This is a genomic window from Kribbella italica, from assembly GCF_014205135.1.
Classification (GTDB): Bacteria; Actinomycetota; Actinomycetes; order Propionibacteriales; family Kribbellaceae; genus Kribbella; species Kribbella italica.
In genome coordinates this window covers 4,650,458-4,669,566 of record NZ_JACHMY010000001.1, presented here as the reverse complement: position 1 = coordinate 4,669,566, position 19,109 = coordinate 4,650,458, and the positions used below count along the sequence as shown (strand labels likewise).

The window sequence follows — 19,109 nt, the reverse complement described above, 5'->3', positions numbered from 1 at the left end:
CCACTTTCGCAAGTAGAAAGCTTTCGATGGGCTGCTGATATCGGCTGGACGTCCTCGGGAGAATGCTGCTGTGACCGACGTCGTACGGACCAGCAAGAAGCTGTCCTGGCTGCTGCGCCACGGCGCGGGGGAGAAGGGCCTGGCGATGACGGCCGACGGCTGGGCCGCGGTCGACGACGTCCTGGTGTTGCTGGGGATTGACCGTTCGGCCCTGGATCGCGCAGTCGAGCGCAACGACAAGAATCGCCTCCAGGTCGACGGCTCGCTGATCCGCGCCTGCCAGGGCCACTCGCTCGCCGGCATGCCAGTCACCCGTCCGGCCCTGGAGGCCAGCTGGCAACGGGTCCGCCCCACCGGGTCTCTCTGGCACGGCACAACTCCTGCCGCTGTCCCCGCCATCCGCCGGGACGGGCTGCGGCCCGGCCGTCGTACGCACGTCCACTTGGCGCCGAGCCCGGACAGCCGCGTCGGCAAACGCTTCACCGCGGCCGTGCTGCTGCGCATCGACCCGACCGAGTTGGACGTGTTCGAGGCCCCTAACGGCGTGCTGCTGACGCAGCACGTGCCGCCGGGGGCGATCGTGTGGGGCGGCTGACTTATCGGGCCGGGCTCACCGGTTCAAGGCTGTGATGACGCGCTCGGCCAGGCGTTCGGCGTACTCGGCGCTTCCTGGGTGCAGCCACCCCTCGTTGAGGGCCGGCGTGTCGCCGTTGTTCACCGCCATCTGGCAGTCGAGGCAGGCCAGCCAGAGTGCTCGCATGTTCAGGATGCGGGGGAGCCTTTGGAGCTCGTCGTCGCTGAGCTGGACATGCTGGCGGTAGCCACGCAGTACGGCGTCGAGGTTGTCCGGATTCCCTTCGGCGGTGGTCCGCAGGAGCCAGGCGAGTGCGGGGAGCCGCGGCCCGCGCCCGGAGCCTGCCCAGCCCACGATCGTGAGCGTGCCGGGAACGCCGACGGCGGCCCAGAGGTGGAAGTTGCTGTGGGTGAGCGCTTCGGGCAGCCCTTCGGCGTCGTCGGCGTACTCGACCTGGTCGCGCAGCCAGTCGAACTTCTCGCGGCCCTCGGCGGTGACCTTGTCCTCGACCCTGGCCAGGAAGCTCATCGCCGCAGCTAGATCCTGTTTCGGCCGGCCCACGTAGAAGCCGCCGTCGGCCTCCTCCGCGCCGCCGTCCCTGGCGACCGCGCCCGGTGCTGCGGGGAGCGCGTGCAACCGCCCGAGTAGGCTGCCCAGTTCCTGCGCGACCTCGGCGGAGTCGCTGCGGCCGTGCTCGTCGGCCGGGCGTCCGCCGTCGACGAACTGGGTCACGATCACACCGCTGTCGCCGAACCGCGACACCGGCTCGTCGTGCGCGATCCGTTCGGCCGGATAGCCGTTCGCCGCCAGGAAGCGGAGGATCTCCGCGTCACCCTCGACACGAGCGACCTGGTCCGCGGGCGACGAGAACACCCGGGCGATCCACGACGGCCCGTCCTCCCGTCGTACCAGCAAGGTCGACGGGTAGTGCCCCGGCCACGAACCACGCGGCCGCGTCACCGGGTCGTCGTCGATCGGCGCCACCGAGCCGATCCGGATCCCGTACCGCGCCTCGAGGTGGTCCTTGAGCCCGCCGTGCTCGAACGGCCGCGTCCGCGCGAACGGCGACCGGTTGATCTGCTCCAGATCCGCCAGCGCCTGGGTGTACCGCTGCCCGGTCTCACGCGCCCGCTCACGGACAACGCGCTTGAAACTGCCCCTTTTGGTCATGACAAGCCTCCTCGACATGTCCCCGCCCCCCAGCGACGCGACACTCGATACAGGCCTGGACACGAACACACGACCTTGAGGGTGGATTCCCCTTCGCCTTCGTCAAGAACCCAGCTGGGGCAAGTCCTCGGAGGCTGGGCGCCGGCCGGCGCCGGAGCCCATCCTGCTAACGGACGCGAACCGATGTCAACACCGGACTACTCCACTGCCCCGCTGAAGGGCTTGGCGGTCGGCGAGCCGCTGCAGCAACGTGCAATCGGCTCCGGCCGGTGAAGCCTGGCGGCTGTCGTCGCTGGTCTGCGATGCTCGTGCGGGTGAGCGCTGACACCGGCTGGGCAGGGGTGAACTGGTACCACTTTCCGGATCTTGCCGAGGTTCGAGCACGGCTTGATGCAGGTGCTGATCCAAGTGGTGGCGCGGGTTGCTGGGAGCCGCCGTTGCACGCGGCGGCCGAGCGTGGCGCGCTCGACGTGGTCGCGGAGCTTGCCAGGCGGGTCGACGACGTCGACGCGCTGATGCGGGGACGTTCTGCGTTGTGGACCGCCGTTGCGGCCGCCCGCTTCGACGCCGCCCGGGTCCTGGTCGAGGCCGGCGCGGACCCGTGGCTGGACATGATGTCCGGCTGGTCGCCGGCCCGGCTTTCGCTGGCCGGCAGCGAACCCGAGCTGTTCGGCGGCGGGAGATCGCTGGCTCCGGAGGAGTCGGCGATGGTCGCCGAGGCTCGACGCCTGGGTGACCTCTTCGGGCCGCCGTACCTGGACGGCTTCAGCGTGGCCTGCGTGGCAGGGATCGACGTCACCGAGGCGGTACGCCGGCTGGATGCCCGGGTGCTGACCGACAATCCCGAGCAACTGATGGCGTCGGTCGACGAGGACCCTGAAGACTCCGAGGCGCGGTGGATGATGTGGGCCACCAACGTCCCCGGTGGAGTCGTGCTGACCCAGCCATGGCTCTACGGCGCACAGATGCCCGGCGTGATCAAAGCATTGTCGGCGGGAACGACGTGCTACGCGATGTACGCCAACGCCAAGAGCGGTAACCAGGGAAGCCTCGCCCGCGATGGCGAGCTGGTCGGCTGGGATCTCCACCCCGGCGGTGAACCGGACGAGGACGACCCCGACGTCTTGCTGAAGTATCTCTACAGCTATCAGGCCTTGCCGTACTGCTACGCCGTCACCGGCCTCGAGCCCCAAGACAGACGCTCCTTCGACGGACCACCCGATGCCTGGATCCGTATCCCCGCCCGCGACTGGTGGCGCTAGGCGATGCTGCCGATCCAGTCGGCGGGCAGTGGGTCGGGCTGGAACGCCACGAAGATGAGGTCGTCTGCCTCGGGGTGCAGCGGGTCGTACAGGACGAGGACCGTGTCGGAGGTCGGGATGGCGGATCGGTTCTCGGCACGGCGGGTGACCCAGCGGTCCGTGCCGTGCAGGTCGGTGAACTTCACGACGACGTCGGCGCCCACGACGGAGCGCTGGCCCTGGTCGTTCTGCGAGGTACGAATGGAGACGTCGGTGACGACGCCGGCGACCGTGCTTGGCCGGCGCCGACTTTCTCGGCTACGCAGCCATACAGACCGCGAACAAGTAGGCCAGAAGATGGGCTGCAGCTCCGCGACTCAAACACCCGTTGCCAGCGCGAGGACCAGCTCGAACCGGGCCGGAGGCTACGATTCGGGGCTGCCAAAAAGACATCCCGAGAGGTCCGGTATGCGCCACCCGTTGACGGTCGAGCGACAAAAGGCCGTACTGGACGGACTCACCTCCATTTGTGGGCGGCGACCCGTCATCGTCGACGCTCAGCAGGTCGGTCACGACTGGGCACCGGTCACTCGGCTGGTGTTCGACCGTGACCTGTCCGGCCTGGGCACCGATCCGGCTGAAGGCCCAGCACGAACGGTCATCGTCAAAACCAGACGAGTGGACGGCGAAGGGCACGGCGGGCCGGCCTATCTGCGGCGAGAGGCCGCCGGGCTGCGCACCGCAGTCCTCAGCGACGTGGCTGCGCGTCTGATCCTGACCAACGACCAAGCCGGCGTCGTCGTCCAGTCAGACCTCGGGACGTGGCCAACCCTGGAGACGGTGCTGCTCGGCAACGACCCCGAGCGGGCAGCCACCGCGATGGTGAACTTCGCGCAAACCATAGGGCGACTCCATGCCACCACGCTGGACCGTCGCATCGAGCACGACCTGGCGCTGGCAGAGTTCGGCTCCGCCGACGTCACCACCGGCGAGGGCGCTGGAACAGGAGGCACCCGCCGATGGCACGTCGTCGAACAGGCCTGCGCAGAGCTGGGATTCCCAGACGCCCGCACCGCGCGGGACGACATCGCCTTCGTCCGCTCACAACTGGACGCACCAGGCCAGTACGCCGCGCTGGTGCACAACGACCTCAACCCGACCAACGCCCTGGTCACTGACCGAGGTATCCGGTTGGTCGACTTCGAAGGCTCTGGTTTCGGGCACATCGGTTTCGACGCCTCGTTCCTGCACTATCCCTTCCCACACCACAGCGCGAACTGGTCCGTGCTACCAGAACCGATCACCCAAGCCGCAGACCGCGCCTACCGCAACACGCTCGCAACCTCCCTCGCTGCGGACGACCTGCACGGGTACGACAAGATGCTCGCAGTTGGTGCGGCAGCAGCACTCGCCAGCAGAGTGACCCGCCTTCCGGTGATCGCCCGAACCGACCAGACTCCCCACGACAGTTGGCGCCGTCGCGCACAGCTTGTCCAGCAGATCGGGGTGTTGAATCGGCTGACCGATCGTGCTGGCACCCTGCCGGACTTGGCGCGTTGGTTCTGCGAACTAGCCGATGCCATGACAGAGCGCTGGACCGACGCCACCAAGCCCCCGCCGAGACTGTTTCCCGCCTTCGCGGACCACGACTAGCAGCTGGGCCTCCGCTCAAGCTCGACCGCCGAGCCAGGCGACCAACTCGTAGGGTGCGTCCGTCGGCAGCATCTCGCTGGCGGGGCAGCAGCGGCGAGCGGAGTGAAGCACATGGACGTGAAGGCGGTCTTCGAACTGCCCGTACACATCTGGGCAACGAGCGACGCGCTGGACACGTCGTTCCCCGCCGGGTTCGGCGATCTCAGGTTCACCGTGGTGATGCCAAAGGATGAGGGCCCTGTCGACGCGGCGTTGGCCGGCAGCCGGCGAAACCTCAGACCTGCAGCGCGTCCAAAACTACCTGAGCTCCGACGCCGGCCTCAGCCACAGCGTGGTCACCGCGCGTCAGCGCGCACCTGCGGGCGGTAGCCCGCCAACGCCGGCGCCAGCCGGCCAACGCCTGCGCCAAGCAGGCAACTCACCGCCGGCGATAAGCCGGAGGGTGGGCGGGAGCGGGCGGAGTGGCCGTCTGGAGGAGCGGAGCGACGGAAGGCGGCTGCGGAGCGCGCGTGGGAAGACGACGGAGTACGCCGGGAAGAAACCCCAAGGTGTGTTGCTGACGGGGCAGCGGATCCCGGGATGGGATCGTTGGGGGTGACGCGGTCCACCCTGTCGGCTGGTCTGACCGTTAGGCTCGCCTGTGATCCGTCATCCAAGAACTTGGGAGTAGATGTGGCCACCATCGAGGCCGTCGGCGCCCGCGAGATCCTCGACTCGCGCGGGAACCCCACTGTCGAGGTCGAGGTACTGCTCGACGACGACACCGTCGCCCGGGCCGCGGTTCCGTCCGGCGCGTCCACCGGCCAGTTCGAGGCCGTCGAGCTGCGCGACGGCGACAAGTCCCGGTACGGCGGTAAGGGCGTCCTCAAGGCCGTCACCGTCATCCTGGAGGACATCGACAAGGAGATCGTCGGGTACGACGTCCACGAGCAGCGCCTGATCGACCAGGCCCTGCTCGACCTCGACGGCACCCCGAACAAGGCCAAGCTCGGCGCGAACGCCATCCTCGGCGTCAGCCTGGCCGTCGCCAAGGCCGCCGCCGACTCGGCCGGCCTGCCGCTGTTCCGGTACGTCGGCGGCCCGAACGCGCACGTCCTGCCGGTCCCGATGATGAACATCCTGAACGGCGGTGCGCACGCCGACAGCAACGTCGACGTGCAGGAGTTCATGATCGCCCCGATCGGCGCGGCGACGTACGCCGAGGCGCTGATGCAGGGCGCCGGCGTCTACCACGCGCTGAAGGCGGTCCTGAAGGAGCGCGGCCTGTCCACCGGCCTGGGAGACGAGGGCGGTTTTGCGCCGAACCTGGCCAGCAACCGTGAGGCGCTCGACCTGATCGCCGTCGCGGTGGAGAAGGCCGGACTGAAGCTCGGCACCGACATCGCGCTGGCGATGGACGTCGCCGCGAGCGAGTTCCACACCGACGGCGTGTACGCCTTCGAGGGCGGCAAGAAGTCGGCCGACGAGATGATCGCGTACTACGCCGAGCTGGTGGCGGCGTACCCGATCGTGTCGATCGAGGACCCGCTGAACGAGGACGACTGGGAGGGCTGGAAGAACCTCAGCGCCCAGCTCGGCGACAAGACCCAGATCGTCGGCGACGACCTGTTCGTCACCAACGTCGAGCGGCTGCAGCGCGGCATCACCGAGAAGTCGGCGAACTCGCTGCTGGTCAAGGTCAACCAGATCGGCTCGCTCAGTGAGACCCTGGACGCCGTCGACCTGGCGCACCGCAACGGCTTCACCTGCATGATGTCGCACCGCTCCGGCGAGACCGAGGACACCACGATCGCCGACCTCGCCGTCGCGACCAACTGCGGCCAGATCAAGTCCGGCGCCCCGGCGCGTTCGGACCGGACCGCGAAGTACAACCAGCTGCTCCGGATCGAGGAGGAGCTGGACGACGCGGCCCGGTACGCCGGCCGCTCGGCCTTCCCGCGGTTCCAGGGCTGATCTGATGTCGTCCCGCCGGGATTCCGGTGCCCGGCCCGGCTCGCGTCCGTCGAGCCGGACCCAGTCGCGGCCACCGGTCCGGCGGGACGGCACCCAGCCCAAACGCCGTACGGCGGGAGCGCCGCCCCCGCCGCCCAGGACGCGCGGTTCGCGCAACCTGACCGGCCGGGCCGCGGTGGTCCTGCTCGTGCTCGGCGCGCTGATCGTGTCGTACGCGCAGAGCCTGCGGGTGTGGTTCGACCAGCACCAGCAGATCACCGCGCTGCAGCAGGAGATCCGCGACCGCGAGAAGCGGGTCGACCAGCTGAACGACGAGATCGCCCGCTGGGACGACGACGCGTACGTCCGGGCGCAGGCCCGGCAGCGGCTCGGCTGGGTGATGCCGGGTGAGGTCGGGTACCGGGTGATCGGCGCGGACGGGAAACCGATCGGCGCCCCGCCCGAGCCCGCCGGCCCGGCGGACGCCGAGGCCGACGCGCAGCAGCCGACCTGGTACACCAAGCTCTGGGGGAGCGTCGAAGGCGCCGGCAAACCTGTCGCGCCGCCCAAGCCGCCGGCGACGAAGCCGACCCCGAAGCCCATCCTCACCCCGAAGGCCAATCGTTGAGCGTCACCCCCGAAGACACCGCCGCCGTCAGCGCCCAGCTGGGGCGTCCGGCGCGTGGCATCCGTTCCATCGCGCACCGCTGCTCGTGCGGTCTGCCCGACGTGGTCGAGACCGAGCCGCGGCTTCCGGACGGTACGCCGTTCCCGACCACGGACTACGTGACGTGCCCGCGGCTCGCGTCCGCGATCGGCACGCTCGAGGCCGAGGGCATGATGAAGGAGATGACCGAGCGCCTCGGCACGGACGAGGAGCTGGCGGCGTCGTACCGGGCCGCTCACGAGTCGTACCTGGCGCACCGCGAGTCGATCGAGCACGTCGAGGAGATCGCCGGGATCAGCGCGGGCGGGATGCCGACGCGGGTGAAGTGCTTGCACGTGTTGATCGGCCACTCGCTGGCCGCCGGCCCTGGGGTGAATCCGCTGGGTGACGAGGCGTTGAAGGCCTTGGAGGACTGGGGTCGCCGGGGTCCTTGTGTCTGACGGTTCGGTCGGTTCCGCGGAGGCGATGGGCCGGAGCCCTGAGGTCGACTTCCCCGCGCCCGAGGCCGGCGCGGTCCGCGTCGCGGCCGTTGACTGCGGCACCAATTCGCTGCGGCTGCTGATCGCGGACGTTGCCGACGGCAAGCTGACCGAGCTCGACCGCCGGATGATCGTCGTCCGGCTCGGCCAAGGCGTCGACTCCACCGGCGCCTTCGCGCCCGAGGCGCTCGAGCGGGCCTTCGCGGCGTCCGACGAGTACGCCGCCCTGGTACGACGGGCCGGCGCCGAGCGGATCCGCTTCGTCGCGACCTCGGCCGCGCGCGATGTCAGCAACCGCGACGAGTTCTTCACCGGGATCCGGGAGCGCTTCGGCGTCGACCCCGACATCATCTCCGGCGACGAGGAGGCGGCGCTCAGCTTCCAGGGCGCCACCGCCGGGCTCGCCGACCTCGAGGTACCGGGTCCGTACCTGGTCGCGGACATCGGCGGCGGCTCGACCGAGCTGGTCCTCGGTGACGAGACCGGCGTGATCGCCGCACAGTCGCTCGACATGGGCTCGGTCCGGATGACCGAGCGTCACCTGGGCTCCGACCCGGCCACGATCCCCGAGATGTCCGCGGCCACCAAGGACGTCGACGACCTGCTCGACTCCACAGACGTCCCGCTGGACCAGGCCCGGACGCTGATCGGCGTCGCCGGGACGGTCACGACGGTCGCCGCGGTGGCGCTGAAGCTCACCGAGTACGACCCGGCCGTCATCCACCACGCCCGGATCCATGGCGCCCTGCTGCTCGACACCACGTCGTGGCTGATGGGCTCGACCCGTGTCCAGCGCACGGTCGAGCCGGCCATCCACCCCGGCCGGGTCGACGTGATCGGCGCCGGCGCGCTGATCCTGCAACGCCTGTACGACCGGCTCACGCTGACCCGCGACGAGGTCGTCGTCTCCGAGCACGACATCCTCGACGGCGTCGCCCTGGCCCTCGGCCGCGCCTGACATTTGGTTGCTTCAGGCAACGAGGTCCTAGTTCGTCAGCTCCGTACCTTCTCGGCCAGCAAGGCGAACGAGTTCGGCAGCCGGCCTTCCCAGGCGGCGGCCTCTTGCCCGACCGGCTTCCAGAACGGCTCCGGATACTCCTCGAGCACCCGGATCTCCAGCCCCGCCGCGACGAGCGCCGTCACGATCTGCCCGAGCGTCCACTGCCACTCCTGCGCACCGTTCGCCGGGAACGTCTCGTTGATGTGCGAGTCGGCGAAGTAGCTCCGATCCGGCCGAACCCCCACCTCCTGCTCGTCCCACACCCACAGCGGCACCGCCGGATGCGCCTCGTACACGAACAGCTGCCCACCAGGCTTCAGCAGCGTCGCGACGTCCCGCGCCCAAGCGTCGATGTCCCGCATCCAGATCAGCGCGCCCTTGCCGGTGTACACGAGATCGGCCACGCCCGGCTTCAACGGCACCCCAGGCACTTCGGCCGCCACGTAGTACGCCGGTACGCCGAGCTCCCGCGCCCGCCGCTGCGCCGCCGACGCCGCGGTCACGCTGTAGTCGACCGCCACCACCCGGCCGGCGCCCGCGGAGACCAGGTCGACGTCATCCATCCCGTGCCCGCTCTGCAGGTGCACGACCACGGGCCGTTCGCGCAGGACCGGCTCGAGCAGTCTGCGCTCGTTTCCCGTCAACGACTCCCGCCGCGCGGCCTGCGCCAGCAGTTCGTCGTACTCCCGGACATGCTTCTGAGAGGCCTGCTCCCAAGCAACCCTGTTCCGCGCAACGTCGGTGTCCACCCGTCCGATCATTCCCTGCGGGCGGCGGATCGACCACCGCTTTACGTGTGGACGCCGTCCAGCGCGATCTTCAGCACCCGCTCGCGCTGTGCGTCGTCGACGAACCCGGCCGCGGTGAGCCCGCTGACCATCCGCAGCAGGTCGTCGAAGGCGATGTCCGTCCGGGCGTCCCCGGCCGCCTGCGCGCGCTCGAACAGCGGCGTACCGGCGGCGTACATCGCCTCGCGTGCCGTGGTGAACATCGCGGAGTCGCGGTTGAGCGCCTCGATCACCGCGCGCTTGGTCGCGGCGTACTGGACGAAGCGCTCGAGCCAGGTCGTCAGCGCCTCCCACGGCGGCAGGTCGGCGACGTCGTCGGCGGCGGCGCAGAGCTCCTCGACCTCGCCGAAGTACACGGCCTCGAACAGGTCCTGGCGGGTGGGGAAGTTGCGGTACAGCGTGCCGATGCCGACGCCGGCGCGGCGGGCGATCTCCTCGAGGGAGGCGCCGGTGCCCTGCTCGGCGAAGGTGTCGCGGGCGGCGGTCAGCAGGGCGTCGAAGTTGCGGCGCGCGTCGGCCCGTTGCGGGCGCTTCACCGCGGCGGCCAGGCCGCTGCGTGGAGTCTGAGTCACCTCGATCACCTTAATCGACTAGAACCGGAGGGGTCCCTCCGTTACAGTGGAGGCATGCCTCAACTTTACCATCGGAAGACGACGTCCCCACGGCTGACGCTGGCGGTGCTGGCGACGGTCGTGGCCGCGTTCTCGATGTTGCAGTCGCTGGTGACCCCGGCGCTGCCCGTCATGCAACACGACCTGCACACCTCGGCGAGCACGGTCACCTGGGTGTTCACGGCCCTCCTGCTCTCGGTCTCGGTGGCGACCCCGCTGCTCGGCCGGATCGGCGACATGGTCGGCAAGGAACGCACGCTGCTGATCGGCCTGGTCGCGCTCGCGGCCGGTTGTCTGCTCGCCGCGCTCGCGCCCAACATCGGCGTACTGATCGCCGCTCGCGTGATCCAGGGCCTCGGCGGCGCGGTGTTCCCGCTGTCGTTCGGCATCATCCGCGACGAGTTCCCGGCCGAGCGCGTGCCGTCCGTCGTCGGCATCGTGTCGGCCGTCATCGCCGCCGGCGGTGGTCTCGGCATCGTCCTGGCCGGCCCGATCGTCGAGGCGCTCGGCTGGCGCTGGTTGTTCTGGATCCCGCTGATCGTCGTCACGATCGCGGCCGTGCTGGTACGCCGGTACGTGCCGGAGTCCCCGAATCGCGTACCCGGCCGCATCGACTGGCTGGCGGCCGCGCTGCTGTCCAGCTGGCTGATCGCGCTCCTGCTGCCGCTGAGCCTCGGCCGCTCGTGGGGCTGGGCGTCGGCCCGGACCATCGGGCTGTTCGCCGCGGCCGTCGTCCTGGCCGCGGCCTGGATCACCGTCGAACTGCGCTCGAAGAACCCGCTGATCGACATGCGCATGATGCGCATCCCCGCGGTCTGGACGACGAACCTGGTCGCCCTGCTCTTCGGTGCCGCGATGTTCGCCGTCTACGCCTTCGTCCCGCAGTTCCTGCAGATCCCCGAGGCCGCGGGCTTCGGCTTCGGCTCGTCGGTCACCCAAGCGGGCCTGCTGATGCTCCCGATGCTCGTCACCATGGCGATCGCCGGCTCGCTGAGCGGGCCGATGGCCCCTCGCTTCAGCGTCAAGGCCCAGGTCATCTGGGGCTCCTTCCTCAGCCTGATCGCCTCGGTCCTCTTCGCGTCCTTCCACGACGCGACCTGGCAAGTCGCCCTCTCCACCGCCATCTTCGGCCTCGGCCTGGGCCTCGCCTACGCGTCGATGACCAGCCTCATCGTCCAGAACGTCCCCCGCGAACAAACCGGCGCCGCCACCGGCATGAACGCCAACATCCGCACCATCGGCGGCTCCCTGGGCACGGCGATCGCCAGCTCGATCATCACCGCCCACATCCAACCGTCGGGCCTGCCTGCCGAAGCAGGTTTCACCGACACCTTCATCCTCCTGTCAGCCTTCTCCGCAGTCGCCGTACTGCTGGCTTTGGCCATCCCAGCCGCGCGCCGCGCCCAGCCCGCGGCTCCGGACCCGCTGCTCGAGGAGCTGGTCCGCTAGATCTCCCAGGTTGACTGCCGCTGGCCTCGGAGCCTGGCGGCAGTCAACCGAGCTCGATGTCCCACGGCCCGCCGTACACCAGCATCGACTCGCCAGGTACGCCGTCGCGGTCGACAAACATGAACTGCTGCAGCGCATGCAACTGGTAGTCGCCGGGCTTCAGTCGCTCCTCGGGATTGCATCCGATCAGCCCAACCGTCGCCCTGTGGTCGCGCGCCTCGCCCGCCGCGATCGTGTACGCCGACCCAACAGCCCGCGACCCACCAGGCCTCGCGACAACCACACCGTCTTTGCAGATGGCCATCCGGGCGCCACTTCGCGAGGTCAGAACGGAAACCGGCGCCTGCGAGCGGTTCCGCACCGACAGGTCGGCGTACGCATAGTCAGGATGGTCAGCCTCCCTCAGCCGCAGAGGCGTGGCCGAGACAAGCTCCAGTGGCAGCCCGGGATCCGGTCTCAAGGTGATGCGCGACCCACAAGGCGCGAACCTGACGTACACCGCGTGCGCAGCCCGACGTTCGCCGTCAGCCGGCTCCATGACCCCTCCTCCCGTCGCCGACCTCAATCATCGCTCGCCCGCCGTGCCCCAGGCCCCTGGTGAAGTACCTCGAATGACCCTCCGACTCATGGGCGCGAATCCCTGCGTCACCCTGTACGCCGGACCGGATCCGCACCATCGTCCCGGACCCCGCTCTCGGCGCCTGGCTGGGTGACGAGTTCAATCGGCACCTCACCTCGGTGAGCGATGTCCACCGCCTTCATCGCCGAAGCCGAGGTCTGGTGCACAGCAGACCCTTCACTAGTCTGAGGAGATGAAGCTTCCGCATCCCCTGACTGGTCAGTTGTTCGAGAGTCCGGTGCCGGCGGGGACGGGGTGGCCGGAGGATCCGGCGGTGGGGGATACGCCGGTGGCGCACAGCTCGGCGGAGGTTGTGGAGCTCTCGCGGGTCGACGGGCTGGCTGAGATCGATGCTCGGGTGTCTGTGTGTAGCGCTTGTCCTCGGTTGGTGGAGTGGCGGGAGGACGTGGCTCGGGTCAAGCGGAAGTCGTTTGCCGATCAGCCCTACTGGGGGCGACCGATTGCAGGGTGGGGAGATCTAGAGCCGAGGATTGTGATTGCCGGGTTGGCGCCGGCTGCCAACGGGGGTAACCGGACCGGGAGGGTGTTTACGGGGGATCGGTCGGGGGACTGGTTGTTTGCTTCGCTTGACCGGGTGGGGCTGGCGAATCAGCCGACCAGCGAGCATGCGGGGGACGGGCTGGAACTGCGGCATGCGCGGATGATCGCGGCCGTGCGGTGTGCGCCGCCGGCCAACAAACCGACGCCGGAGGAGCGGGACACCTGTAATCCGTGGTTCCGGCGGGAGCTGGAACTGGTCTTGCCGAGTACCAGGGTGATCGTTTGTCTGGGGAAGTTCGGGTTCGACGTGCTGCTCGGCGCGTTGGAAGGGCTGGGCGGGGTCGTGCCCAAGCCGCGGGCGAAGTTCGGGCACGGGGTCGAGTACGTCGTACCGGTCGGCGACACCGAGGTGACGGTGATGGGCAGTTTCCACCCCAGTCAGCAGAACACCTTCACCGGGAAGCTGACCGAGCGGATGCAGGACGAGATCCTGGCGCGTGCGATGACGCTGGCCGGGGTACAGGCCGCACACTAAGGCTCATGAGTCCCTCTCAGGAGTGAGATTCCGGTGGGCGAGATCACCCGTCAGAGGGTTTGTGAAAGTTTTCACGAGCCCGTAACCTGAAGGGGACATGAAGTCGAGTTCGCACTCAGGGAGAGTGAGCGACATGACAGCCCAGGTACCGCACATCCTTGTCGTCGGAGGCGGTTACGTCGGGATGTACACCGCGTACGGCCTGCGCAAGGCCGCTCGGCGGGGCAAGATCCGGGTCACCGTGGTCGATCCCCGGTCGGTGATGACGTACCAGCCGTTCCTGCCCGAGGCGGCGGCCGGCTCGGTGGAGCCGCGGCACGTGGTGGTGCCGCTGCGGAAGACGCTCAAGGGCTGCCGGGTGGTGACCGGGCGGGTGACGAGTATCGATCACGCGCACAAGGTCGCCAAGGTGATGCCCGAGGAGGGCCCGGACTACGAACTGGCGTACGACCAGATCGTGGTCGCGCTCGGCTCGATCGCACGGACGCTGCCGATCCCGGGGCTGGCCGAGGAGGCCACCGGGTTCAAGAACGTCGAAGAGGCGATCGCGCTGCGCAACAAGGTGCTGGACCGGCTCGACGTGGCCGCGTCCCAGCCCGACCCGGTGCTGCGCAAGGCCGCGCTGACCTTCGTCTTCGTCGGCGGCGGGTACGCCGGGGTCGAGGCGTTCGCGGAGCTGGAGGACATGGCCCGCTACGCCACCCGGTACTACGACAACATCCAGGCCGATGACATGCGCTGGGTGCTGGTCGAGGCGACCAACCGGATCCTGCCCGAGGTCGGGCCCGACCTCGGCCAGTACACGGTCGACGTGCTGCGCAAGCGCAACATGGACATCAAGCTCGAGACCCGGCTGGAGTCCTGCGAGAAGGGTCACGTGATCCTGAGCGACGGCGAGGAGTTCGACGCCGACACGATCGTCTGGACCGCCGGTGTGAAGGCCAACCCGCAGCTGGCGAGGACCGACTTCCCGCTGGACGAGAAGGGCCGCGTCAAGTGCCGCGCCGACCTGCGGATCGAGGGTCTGGACGACGCCTGGTCGGCCGGAGACAACGCCGCCGTACCGGACCTGACGTCGGAGACCGGTGCGTACTGCGCGCCGAACGCGCAGCACGCCGTACGGCAGGCCAACCGGCTCGCCGCGAACATCCTCCGGGTGGTCGACGGGCAGCAGCCGCAGGACTACAAGCACAAGTACGTCGGATCGGTCGCGAGCCTCGGCCTGCACAAGGGCGTCGCTCAGCTGTACGGCGTGAAGGTGAAGGGCTGGCCGGCCTGGTTCCTGCACCGGACCTACCACGTGTCCCGCGTCCCCACCTTCAACCGCAAGGCCCGCGTCATCCTCGACTGGACCCTCGCGCTGTTCTTCCGGCGCGAGGTCACCAGCCTCGGCAGTCTGCAGATGCCCAACGAGGAGTTCCGCCGGGCGACCAACAGCTAGTGATCGACGGGAGCGGTTCCCCATCCGGTGGGAGCCGCTCCCATCCGTACGTCGATGCGGCCGCCGCGGGTGATGAACGACTCGGGGAGCCAGGACTCCGCCCGCTGACGACCGTTCAGGGCCAGCGACTCGACGTACTGGTTGGTGTCCGAGGTCCGCGGCGCGTTCACCGTCAGCCGTACGCCGTTGCTGCGCTTGATCTCGACCTTCGGGAACAGCGGGCTCCCGACCAGCAGCTCGGCCCGGCCCGGCGTCTGCGGGAACAGGCCGATCGCGGCGAAGACGTACCAGGCCGACAGCGTGCCGAGGTCGTCGTTGCCGGGCAGCCCGGACGGGCCCACGCCGTACACGGTGTCGACGATCTCACGCGTCGTCGCCTGCGTCTTCCACGCCTCGCCGAGCCCGTTGTAGAGCCACGGCGCGTGCAGGCCGGGCTCGTTCGTCGGGTCGTAGCGCAGCGCGCTGCCACCCTTGACCGCCCAGTTGCCGGCCTCGTCGTGGAAGAAGGCGTCGAGCCGCGGAATCGCCTGACCGTTCATCGCGGTCGCCAGGCCGGAGACGTCCTGCGGGACCATCCACGTGTACGTCGCGCTGGAGCCCTGCGCGAAGCCGACATCGGTCGACGGGGTGAAGCCGGGCTGCCAGGTGCCGTCGCTCAGCCGGGCGCGCTGGTAGCCGACGGCCGGGTCGAAGGTGTTCTTCCACCAGGTCCCGCGGTCGTTCAGCGCGGTCGAGTCGAGGCCGAGCCGCTGAGCCCACTGGCCGAGCGAGTAGTCGGCGAGCGAGTTCTCGAGTGTCTCGGCGGCGCCGCCCCAGCAGTGGCAGGCGTCCTGCGGCGCGTAGTGCTTGGCCACGTACGTGTCCAGCGCCGGTCGTTGCCCGGTGCATTGCCCCGGGCACCCGCCGTCGTTCTCGGCCTCGGCGTTCTGCACGGTTGCCTGGTGCAACAGAGAGGCATAGGCGCCGCGGGCATCGAAGTTGCGGACCCCCATCGCCGCGAAGGTGGCCAGCGTCGGCGCGGCCGGGTCGCCGGTCATCACGTGCGTGGCGCCGTTGTTGTGCAGCCAGCGGTCCCAGATCCCGTTGTTCTGCTGCGCGAAGCCGTACAGGGACTGCGCGAAGTCGCCCGCGATGTCCGGCTTCAGCAGCGCGAGGAGCTGGATGTGCGCGCGGTACTGGTCCCAGCCGGAGAACGTTCCGTACTGCGCCTTCTGGCCGCGCGCGATCCGGTGGATCTGCTGGTCGCTGCCGAGATACCTACCGTCGACGTCGTTGAAGATGTTCGGCTGCAGGTACGCGTGGTAGAGCGCGGTGTAGAAGGTGGTCCGCTGGGCGTCGGTGCCGCCGGTGATCTTGACGTCCTGGAGTTCCTTGTTCCACGCCCGGTAGCCGTCGGCGGCGACCTTGTCGACGGAAGCGCGCGGCTCGAGCTCGGTCGAGAGGTTGCGCTCGGCACCGGCCAGGCTCACGTACGAGATGCCGATCCGGGTGCGGACCTTGGCGCCGGGCTTGAAGGTCACGTACCCGCCGGAGCCCTTGCCGGCTCGGTCGGCGCCGGTCGCGTAGCCCTCGCCGCCGGTGGTGTGCGTGCTGCCCGGCGTCAGCGTCGCGTCCTTCCAGGTGCCGTTGGCAACGATCGGCTGGTCGAAGGACGCGGTGAAGTAGAGCCGGTAGTAGGTCTTGCGGTTGTTGATGCCGCCGTTCGCGCGACGGCCGCAGAACGCGCCGGTGAGCACCGAGCCGGTGACCTTGCGGCGCTTGGCGTCGATGGTGATCTCGGCGTCCTCGCTGCCGTTCAGCGAGTTCGACGTCCGGAAGAGCAGGTTCGCGGCCTGGCCGGCCGGGAAGGTGAAGTCGCCGAGGCCCGCGCGGGTGGTCACGGCGAGATCGGTCTGGACGCCGTTGTCGAGCTTGACCGTGTAGCGGCCGGGGACTGCCTTCTCGTTCGCGTGGCTGAAGTTGCTCGCGTACTTGGCGTCCTTCGTGTCCGCCGTCGGCGAGGAGTCGACCGCACCGGCGTACGGAAGGATCGGTACGTCGCCGGCCGCGCCCGGGTTGCAGCCGGCGCCGTTGACGTGGGTGAGGCTGAAGCCGCGGACCCGCGTGGTGTCGTACTGGTAGCCGTTCGCGGCGCCGGTGCTGGTCTGGTCGCCGCGGGTGCTGGTCGGGCTCCACGAGATCATCCCGAACGGGCGGACCGCGCCCGGCCAGGTGTTGCCGTCACGGGCCGAGCCGATCAGCGGGTCGACGGAGGCGGCGGGATCGAACCGCCCGCCGGAAGCCCCGGTCGGCTGCGGGAGTTGGGCGGCCGACCCCGGGGCGGTCCGCTCCGAGGCGCCGGGCTCCCAGGTGGGCCGGGCCTGGGCCGGGAGTGCGGGCAGGAGCAGGGCCAGACCGGTGACGGCGGCAACGACGCGACGCATGGGGAACCTTCCGTGGGCGGACGGACTTCCTCAGGCTAAACCGGAACAGTGACGTGCGGGTGATCAGCGGCTGTCGTCCAGGAAACCGGCGTCGTGCACGAGCAGGGCGATCTGCACCCGGTTGTTCAGGTCGAGCTTGGTCAGGATCCGGGACACGTGCGTCTTGACCGTCGGGACGCTCAGGTAGAGCGTCGCGCTGATCTCGGCGTTCGACTTGCCCTCGCCGACCGCGACGGCGATCTCCCGCTCGCGGTCGTTCAGTCCTTCCAGCCGGGTCGCCGCGCGGTTCTTGCGCAGGTCCTGGCCGGACGACGCGACCCGGCTGATCAACCGTTTGGTCACCGCCGGTGACAGCACCGGCTGGCCGTTCGCGACCCGGCGTACGGACTCGACGATCTCGCCCGGGGGAGTGTCCTTGAGGATGAACCCGGCCGCGCCCGCGCGGAGCGCGCGCAGTACGTGCTCGTCGGCGTCGAACGTGGTCAGGATGACGATCTCCGGCGCCCCCGGCCGGGACCGGACCGACTCGGTCGCGGTCAGGCCGTCGATGCCGGGCATCCGGATGTCCATCAGCACGACGTCCGGCGACTCGCGGTCGATCAGCGCCTGCACCCCGGCCCCGTCGTCCGCCTCGGCGACCACCCGGATGTCCGGCGCGCCGCCCAGCATCAGCTTGAGCCCGGCGCGCAGCAACGGGTCGTCGTCGACGATCACTACCCGGATAGTCATGAGGGCCACGGTAACCAGGCAGACAGCCGGAAGTCGCCCTCTGGGGTCCTGCCGTGCTCGAGTCGTCCCTCGACGAGCGCCGCGCGTTCGCGCAGACCCTTGAGCCCCTGACCCTGGTCACCGGGCCGGACCTTCGGAGCGGGGTTGCTCACGTCAACGGTCAGGCCGTTGCCCGGAGCCCCGACCACGCGGATGCGGACCGGCTCCTCGGGCGCGTGCTTCATCGCGTTGGTCAGCCCCTCCTGAACGATCCGGTACGCCGTACGCCCGACGTGCTCCGGCAACGGACCCGGTGCGTCGAGCTCCAGCTCCACCGGTACGCCGGCCCGCTGTGCGCCTTCGATCAGCACCGGCAGGTCGCCGAAGGTCGGCTGCGGCAGCTCGCCGACCGGCGCCCGCAGTACGCCGATCACCTCGCGCAGGTCCTGCAGCGCCTGGTGCGCGCTCGACCGGATGATCTCCGCCGCACCCGCGATCTCCTCGGTCGACGCGTCGGGCCGGTACGCGAGCGCGCCGGCGTGCACGCTGAGCAGCGACAACCGGTGCCCGAGGACGTCGTGCATCTCGCGCGCGATCTCCTCACGCGCCCGGAGCTGGCCCTGCTCGGCCTCGAGCATGGCGACTGCCTCGGCTCGCTCGGCCCGCTCGCGCAGAGTCTGAACGAGCTGGCGACGGGAGCGGATGTAGGCGCCCCACCCGACCACTCCGAAGTACAGCGGGACGGCGGTCGCGTACACGAGCACGCCGGGATCCTCGGTCTCGCGGACGACGGAGTAGAGCACGACGCTGACGATGTTCAGCGCGGCGATCAGCAGCGACACCCGGAACCGGAAGTACACGGCCACGGTCATCGTGAGGACCAGCGCCGCGATCCCGCCGGTCTCGGAGTAGATCGTCATGACGACCGCCAGCACCGCGAGCTGGATCGGCCAGCGCCGCCGGAACCACAGCAGCAGGCAGAGCACGATCCCGCTGACGAAGTCGGCCGCGAACAGCCACTGCGGGATCTGGTCGGTGTCGTTCTCGCCGTACAGGATCACGCCGATCAGCAGCGCGAGCAGGAACGCGACCGAGTCGACGACCCAGTCGCGGGCACTGCGCTTGCGACCGAGCGACTTGTCCACAGCCCCGACGATAGCGAGCCGGCGGCCGCCGTACGGCGTGATCGGGCGGTCCGGATACCGAAGTCGGGTCAGGTCGAGACTTTCGGTTGGGTACGGTTCCGGCATGCTCTGCCAACGCGTGCCTCCGGCACGGGGCCTGCCGGCTTTCCCTCGCCGCTCCGGTCCACTCCTCA

The 19,109-nt window shown here is 69.6% G+C and carries 18 protein-coding genes; 10 read left to right on the top strand and 8 right to left on the bottom strand.

The genetic code is table 11. The annotated features are described in order from the left end of the window. The first annotated feature begins 70 nt into the window (after window positions 1-70). Window positions 71-595 (top strand): RNA 2'-phosphotransferase, encoded by a 525-nt coding sequence (locus HDA39_RS21620; protein ID WP_184797772.1) that lies wholly within the window; start codon window positions 71-73, stop codon window positions 593-595. A 15-nt stretch (window positions 596-610) separates the two neighbouring features. On the opposite strand, the gene HDA39_RS21615 is transcribed toward HDA39_RS21620, so the two are convergent. Beyond that, a complete protein-coding gene (locus tag HDA39_RS21615; protein WP_184797771.1) occupies window positions 611-1,744 on the bottom strand; it encodes a phosphotransferase enzyme family protein in 1,134 nt (377 codons plus the stop codon). 314 nt (window positions 1,745-2,058) lie between these two features. Between HDA39_RS21615 and HDA39_RS21610 the strand changes: the two genes are divergently transcribed. Continuing rightward, window positions 2,059-3,006 carry an ankyrin repeat domain-containing protein gene (locus tag HDA39_RS21610; protein ID WP_202893087.1) on the top strand — a complete coding sequence of 316 codons (948 nt, stop codon included), beginning with the start codon at window positions 2,059-2,061 and terminating at the stop codon, window positions 3,004-3,006. Here HDA39_RS21610 and HDA39_RS21605 read toward each other — a convergent pair. Beyond that, entirely contained in the window at window positions 3,003-3,209 is a 207-nt protein-coding gene (locus HDA39_RS21605; RefSeq protein WP_184797767.1) for a hypothetical protein, read from the bottom strand. The two genes, HDA39_RS21610 and HDA39_RS21605, sit on opposite strands and share 4 nt — an antisense overlap. Before the next feature lie 49 nt (window positions 3,210-3,258). Here HDA39_RS21605 and HDA39_RS42435 point away from each other — a divergent pair, with 49 nt between their 5' ends. The 5 genes from HDA39_RS42435 (at window position 3,259) to HDA39_RS21580 (ending at window position 8,674) form a co-directional block, all read left to right on the top strand. Continuing rightward, window positions 3,259-4,638, top strand: coding sequence for a phosphotransferase (locus HDA39_RS42435; protein WP_184797765.1), 1,380 nt, complete (start codon window positions 3,259-3,261; stop codon window positions 4,636-4,638). A gap of 672 nt (window positions 4,639-5,310) precedes the next feature. Further along, window positions 5,311-6,591, top strand: a complete 1,281-nt coding sequence (gene eno, locus HDA39_RS21595; RefSeq protein ID WP_184797763.1) for a phosphopyruvate hydratase — start codon at window positions 5,311-5,313, stop codon at window positions 6,589-6,591. Window positions 6,592-6,595: 4 nt separating this feature from the next. After that, on the top strand, window positions 6,596-7,198 hold the full coding sequence (locus tag HDA39_RS21590) for an FtsB family cell division protein (RefSeq protein ID WP_184797762.1): 603 nt from the start codon (window positions 6,596-6,598) through the stop codon (window positions 7,196-7,198). Beyond that, on the top strand, window positions 7,195-7,677 hold the full coding sequence (locus HDA39_RS21585; RefSeq protein ID WP_184797760.1) for a DUF501 domain-containing protein: 483 nt from the start codon (window positions 7,195-7,197) through the stop codon (window positions 7,675-7,677). The genes HDA39_RS21590 and HDA39_RS21585 overlap by 4 nt, the downstream gene beginning before the upstream one ends. Then, window positions 7,670-8,674 (top strand): Ppx/GppA phosphatase family protein, encoded by a 1,005-nt coding sequence (locus tag HDA39_RS21580; RefSeq protein ID WP_460658485.1) that lies wholly within the window; start codon window positions 7,670-7,672, stop codon window positions 8,672-8,674. Before HDA39_RS21585 ends, HDA39_RS21580 begins: the two co-directional genes overlap by 8 nt. Window positions 8,675-8,709: 35 nt before the next feature. On the opposite strand, the gene HDA39_RS21575 is transcribed toward HDA39_RS21580, so the two are convergent. Both HDA39_RS21575 and HDA39_RS21570 read right to left on the bottom strand, forming a co-directional pair. Beyond that, on the bottom strand, window positions 8,710-9,465 hold the full coding sequence (locus HDA39_RS21575; protein WP_184797756.1) for a methyltransferase domain-containing protein: 756 nt from the start codon (window positions 9,463-9,465) through the stop codon (window positions 8,710-8,712). Window positions 9,466-9,506: 41 nt separating this feature from the next. Further along, window positions 9,507-10,076 (bottom strand): SbtR family transcriptional regulator, encoded by a 570-nt coding sequence (locus HDA39_RS21570; RefSeq protein ID WP_202893084.1) that lies wholly within the window; start codon window positions 10,074-10,076, stop codon window positions 9,507-9,509. A gap of 54 nt (window positions 10,077-10,130) precedes the next feature. Between HDA39_RS21570 and HDA39_RS21565 the strand changes: the two genes are divergently transcribed. Further along, window positions 10,131-11,564, top strand: coding sequence for an MFS transporter (locus HDA39_RS21565; RefSeq protein ID WP_184797754.1), 1,434 nt, complete (start codon window positions 10,131-10,133; stop codon window positions 11,562-11,564). A 43-nt stretch (window positions 11,565-11,607) separates the two neighbouring features. Here HDA39_RS21565 and HDA39_RS21560 read toward each other — a convergent pair whose 3' ends face one another. Next, on the bottom strand, window positions 11,608-12,102 hold the full coding sequence (locus HDA39_RS21560; protein ID WP_184797752.1) for a hypothetical protein: 495 nt from the start codon (window positions 12,100-12,102) through the stop codon (window positions 11,608-11,610). Between the two features lie 274 nt (window positions 12,103-12,376). Between HDA39_RS21560 and HDA39_RS21555 the strand changes: the two genes are divergently transcribed. Together HDA39_RS21555 and HDA39_RS21550 are read left to right on the top strand one after the other, a co-directional pair. Continuing rightward, window positions 12,377-13,219 (top strand): uracil-DNA glycosylase, encoded by an 843-nt coding sequence (locus tag HDA39_RS21555; RefSeq protein ID WP_184797750.1) that lies wholly within the window; start codon window positions 12,377-12,379, stop codon window positions 13,217-13,219. 133 nt (window positions 13,220-13,352) lie between these two features. After that, on the top strand, window positions 13,353-14,660 hold the full coding sequence (locus HDA39_RS21550; RefSeq protein WP_184797748.1) for an NAD(P)/FAD-dependent oxidoreductase: 1,308 nt from the start codon (window positions 13,353-13,355) through the stop codon (window positions 14,658-14,660). Here the strand turns inward: HDA39_RS21550 and HDA39_RS21545 are convergent. The 3 genes from HDA39_RS21545 to HDA39_RS21535 all read right to left on the bottom strand — a co-directional run bounded on the left by HDA39_RS21545 (window position 14,657) and on the right by HDA39_RS21535 (window position 18,936). Then, a complete protein-coding gene (locus HDA39_RS21545; protein ID WP_184797746.1) occupies window positions 14,657-17,083 on the bottom strand; it encodes a GH92 family glycosyl hydrolase in 2,427 nt (808 codons plus the stop codon). The genes HDA39_RS21550 and HDA39_RS21545 overlap by 4 nt on opposite strands. A 63-nt stretch (window positions 17,084-17,146) precedes the next feature. Beyond that, the gene (locus tag HDA39_RS21540) at window positions 17,147-17,812 is read right to left on the bottom strand and encodes a response regulator (protein ID WP_184797744.1); all 666 of its coding nucleotides are present in this window, start codon (window positions 17,810-17,812) and stop codon (window positions 17,147-17,149) included. Beyond that, window positions 17,809-18,936, bottom strand: coding sequence for a sensor histidine kinase (locus HDA39_RS21535; protein WP_337925838.1), 1,128 nt, complete (start codon window positions 18,934-18,936; stop codon window positions 17,809-17,811). Before HDA39_RS21535 ends, HDA39_RS21540 begins: the two co-directional genes overlap by 4 nt. Window positions 18,937-19,109 lie beyond the last annotated feature (173 nt).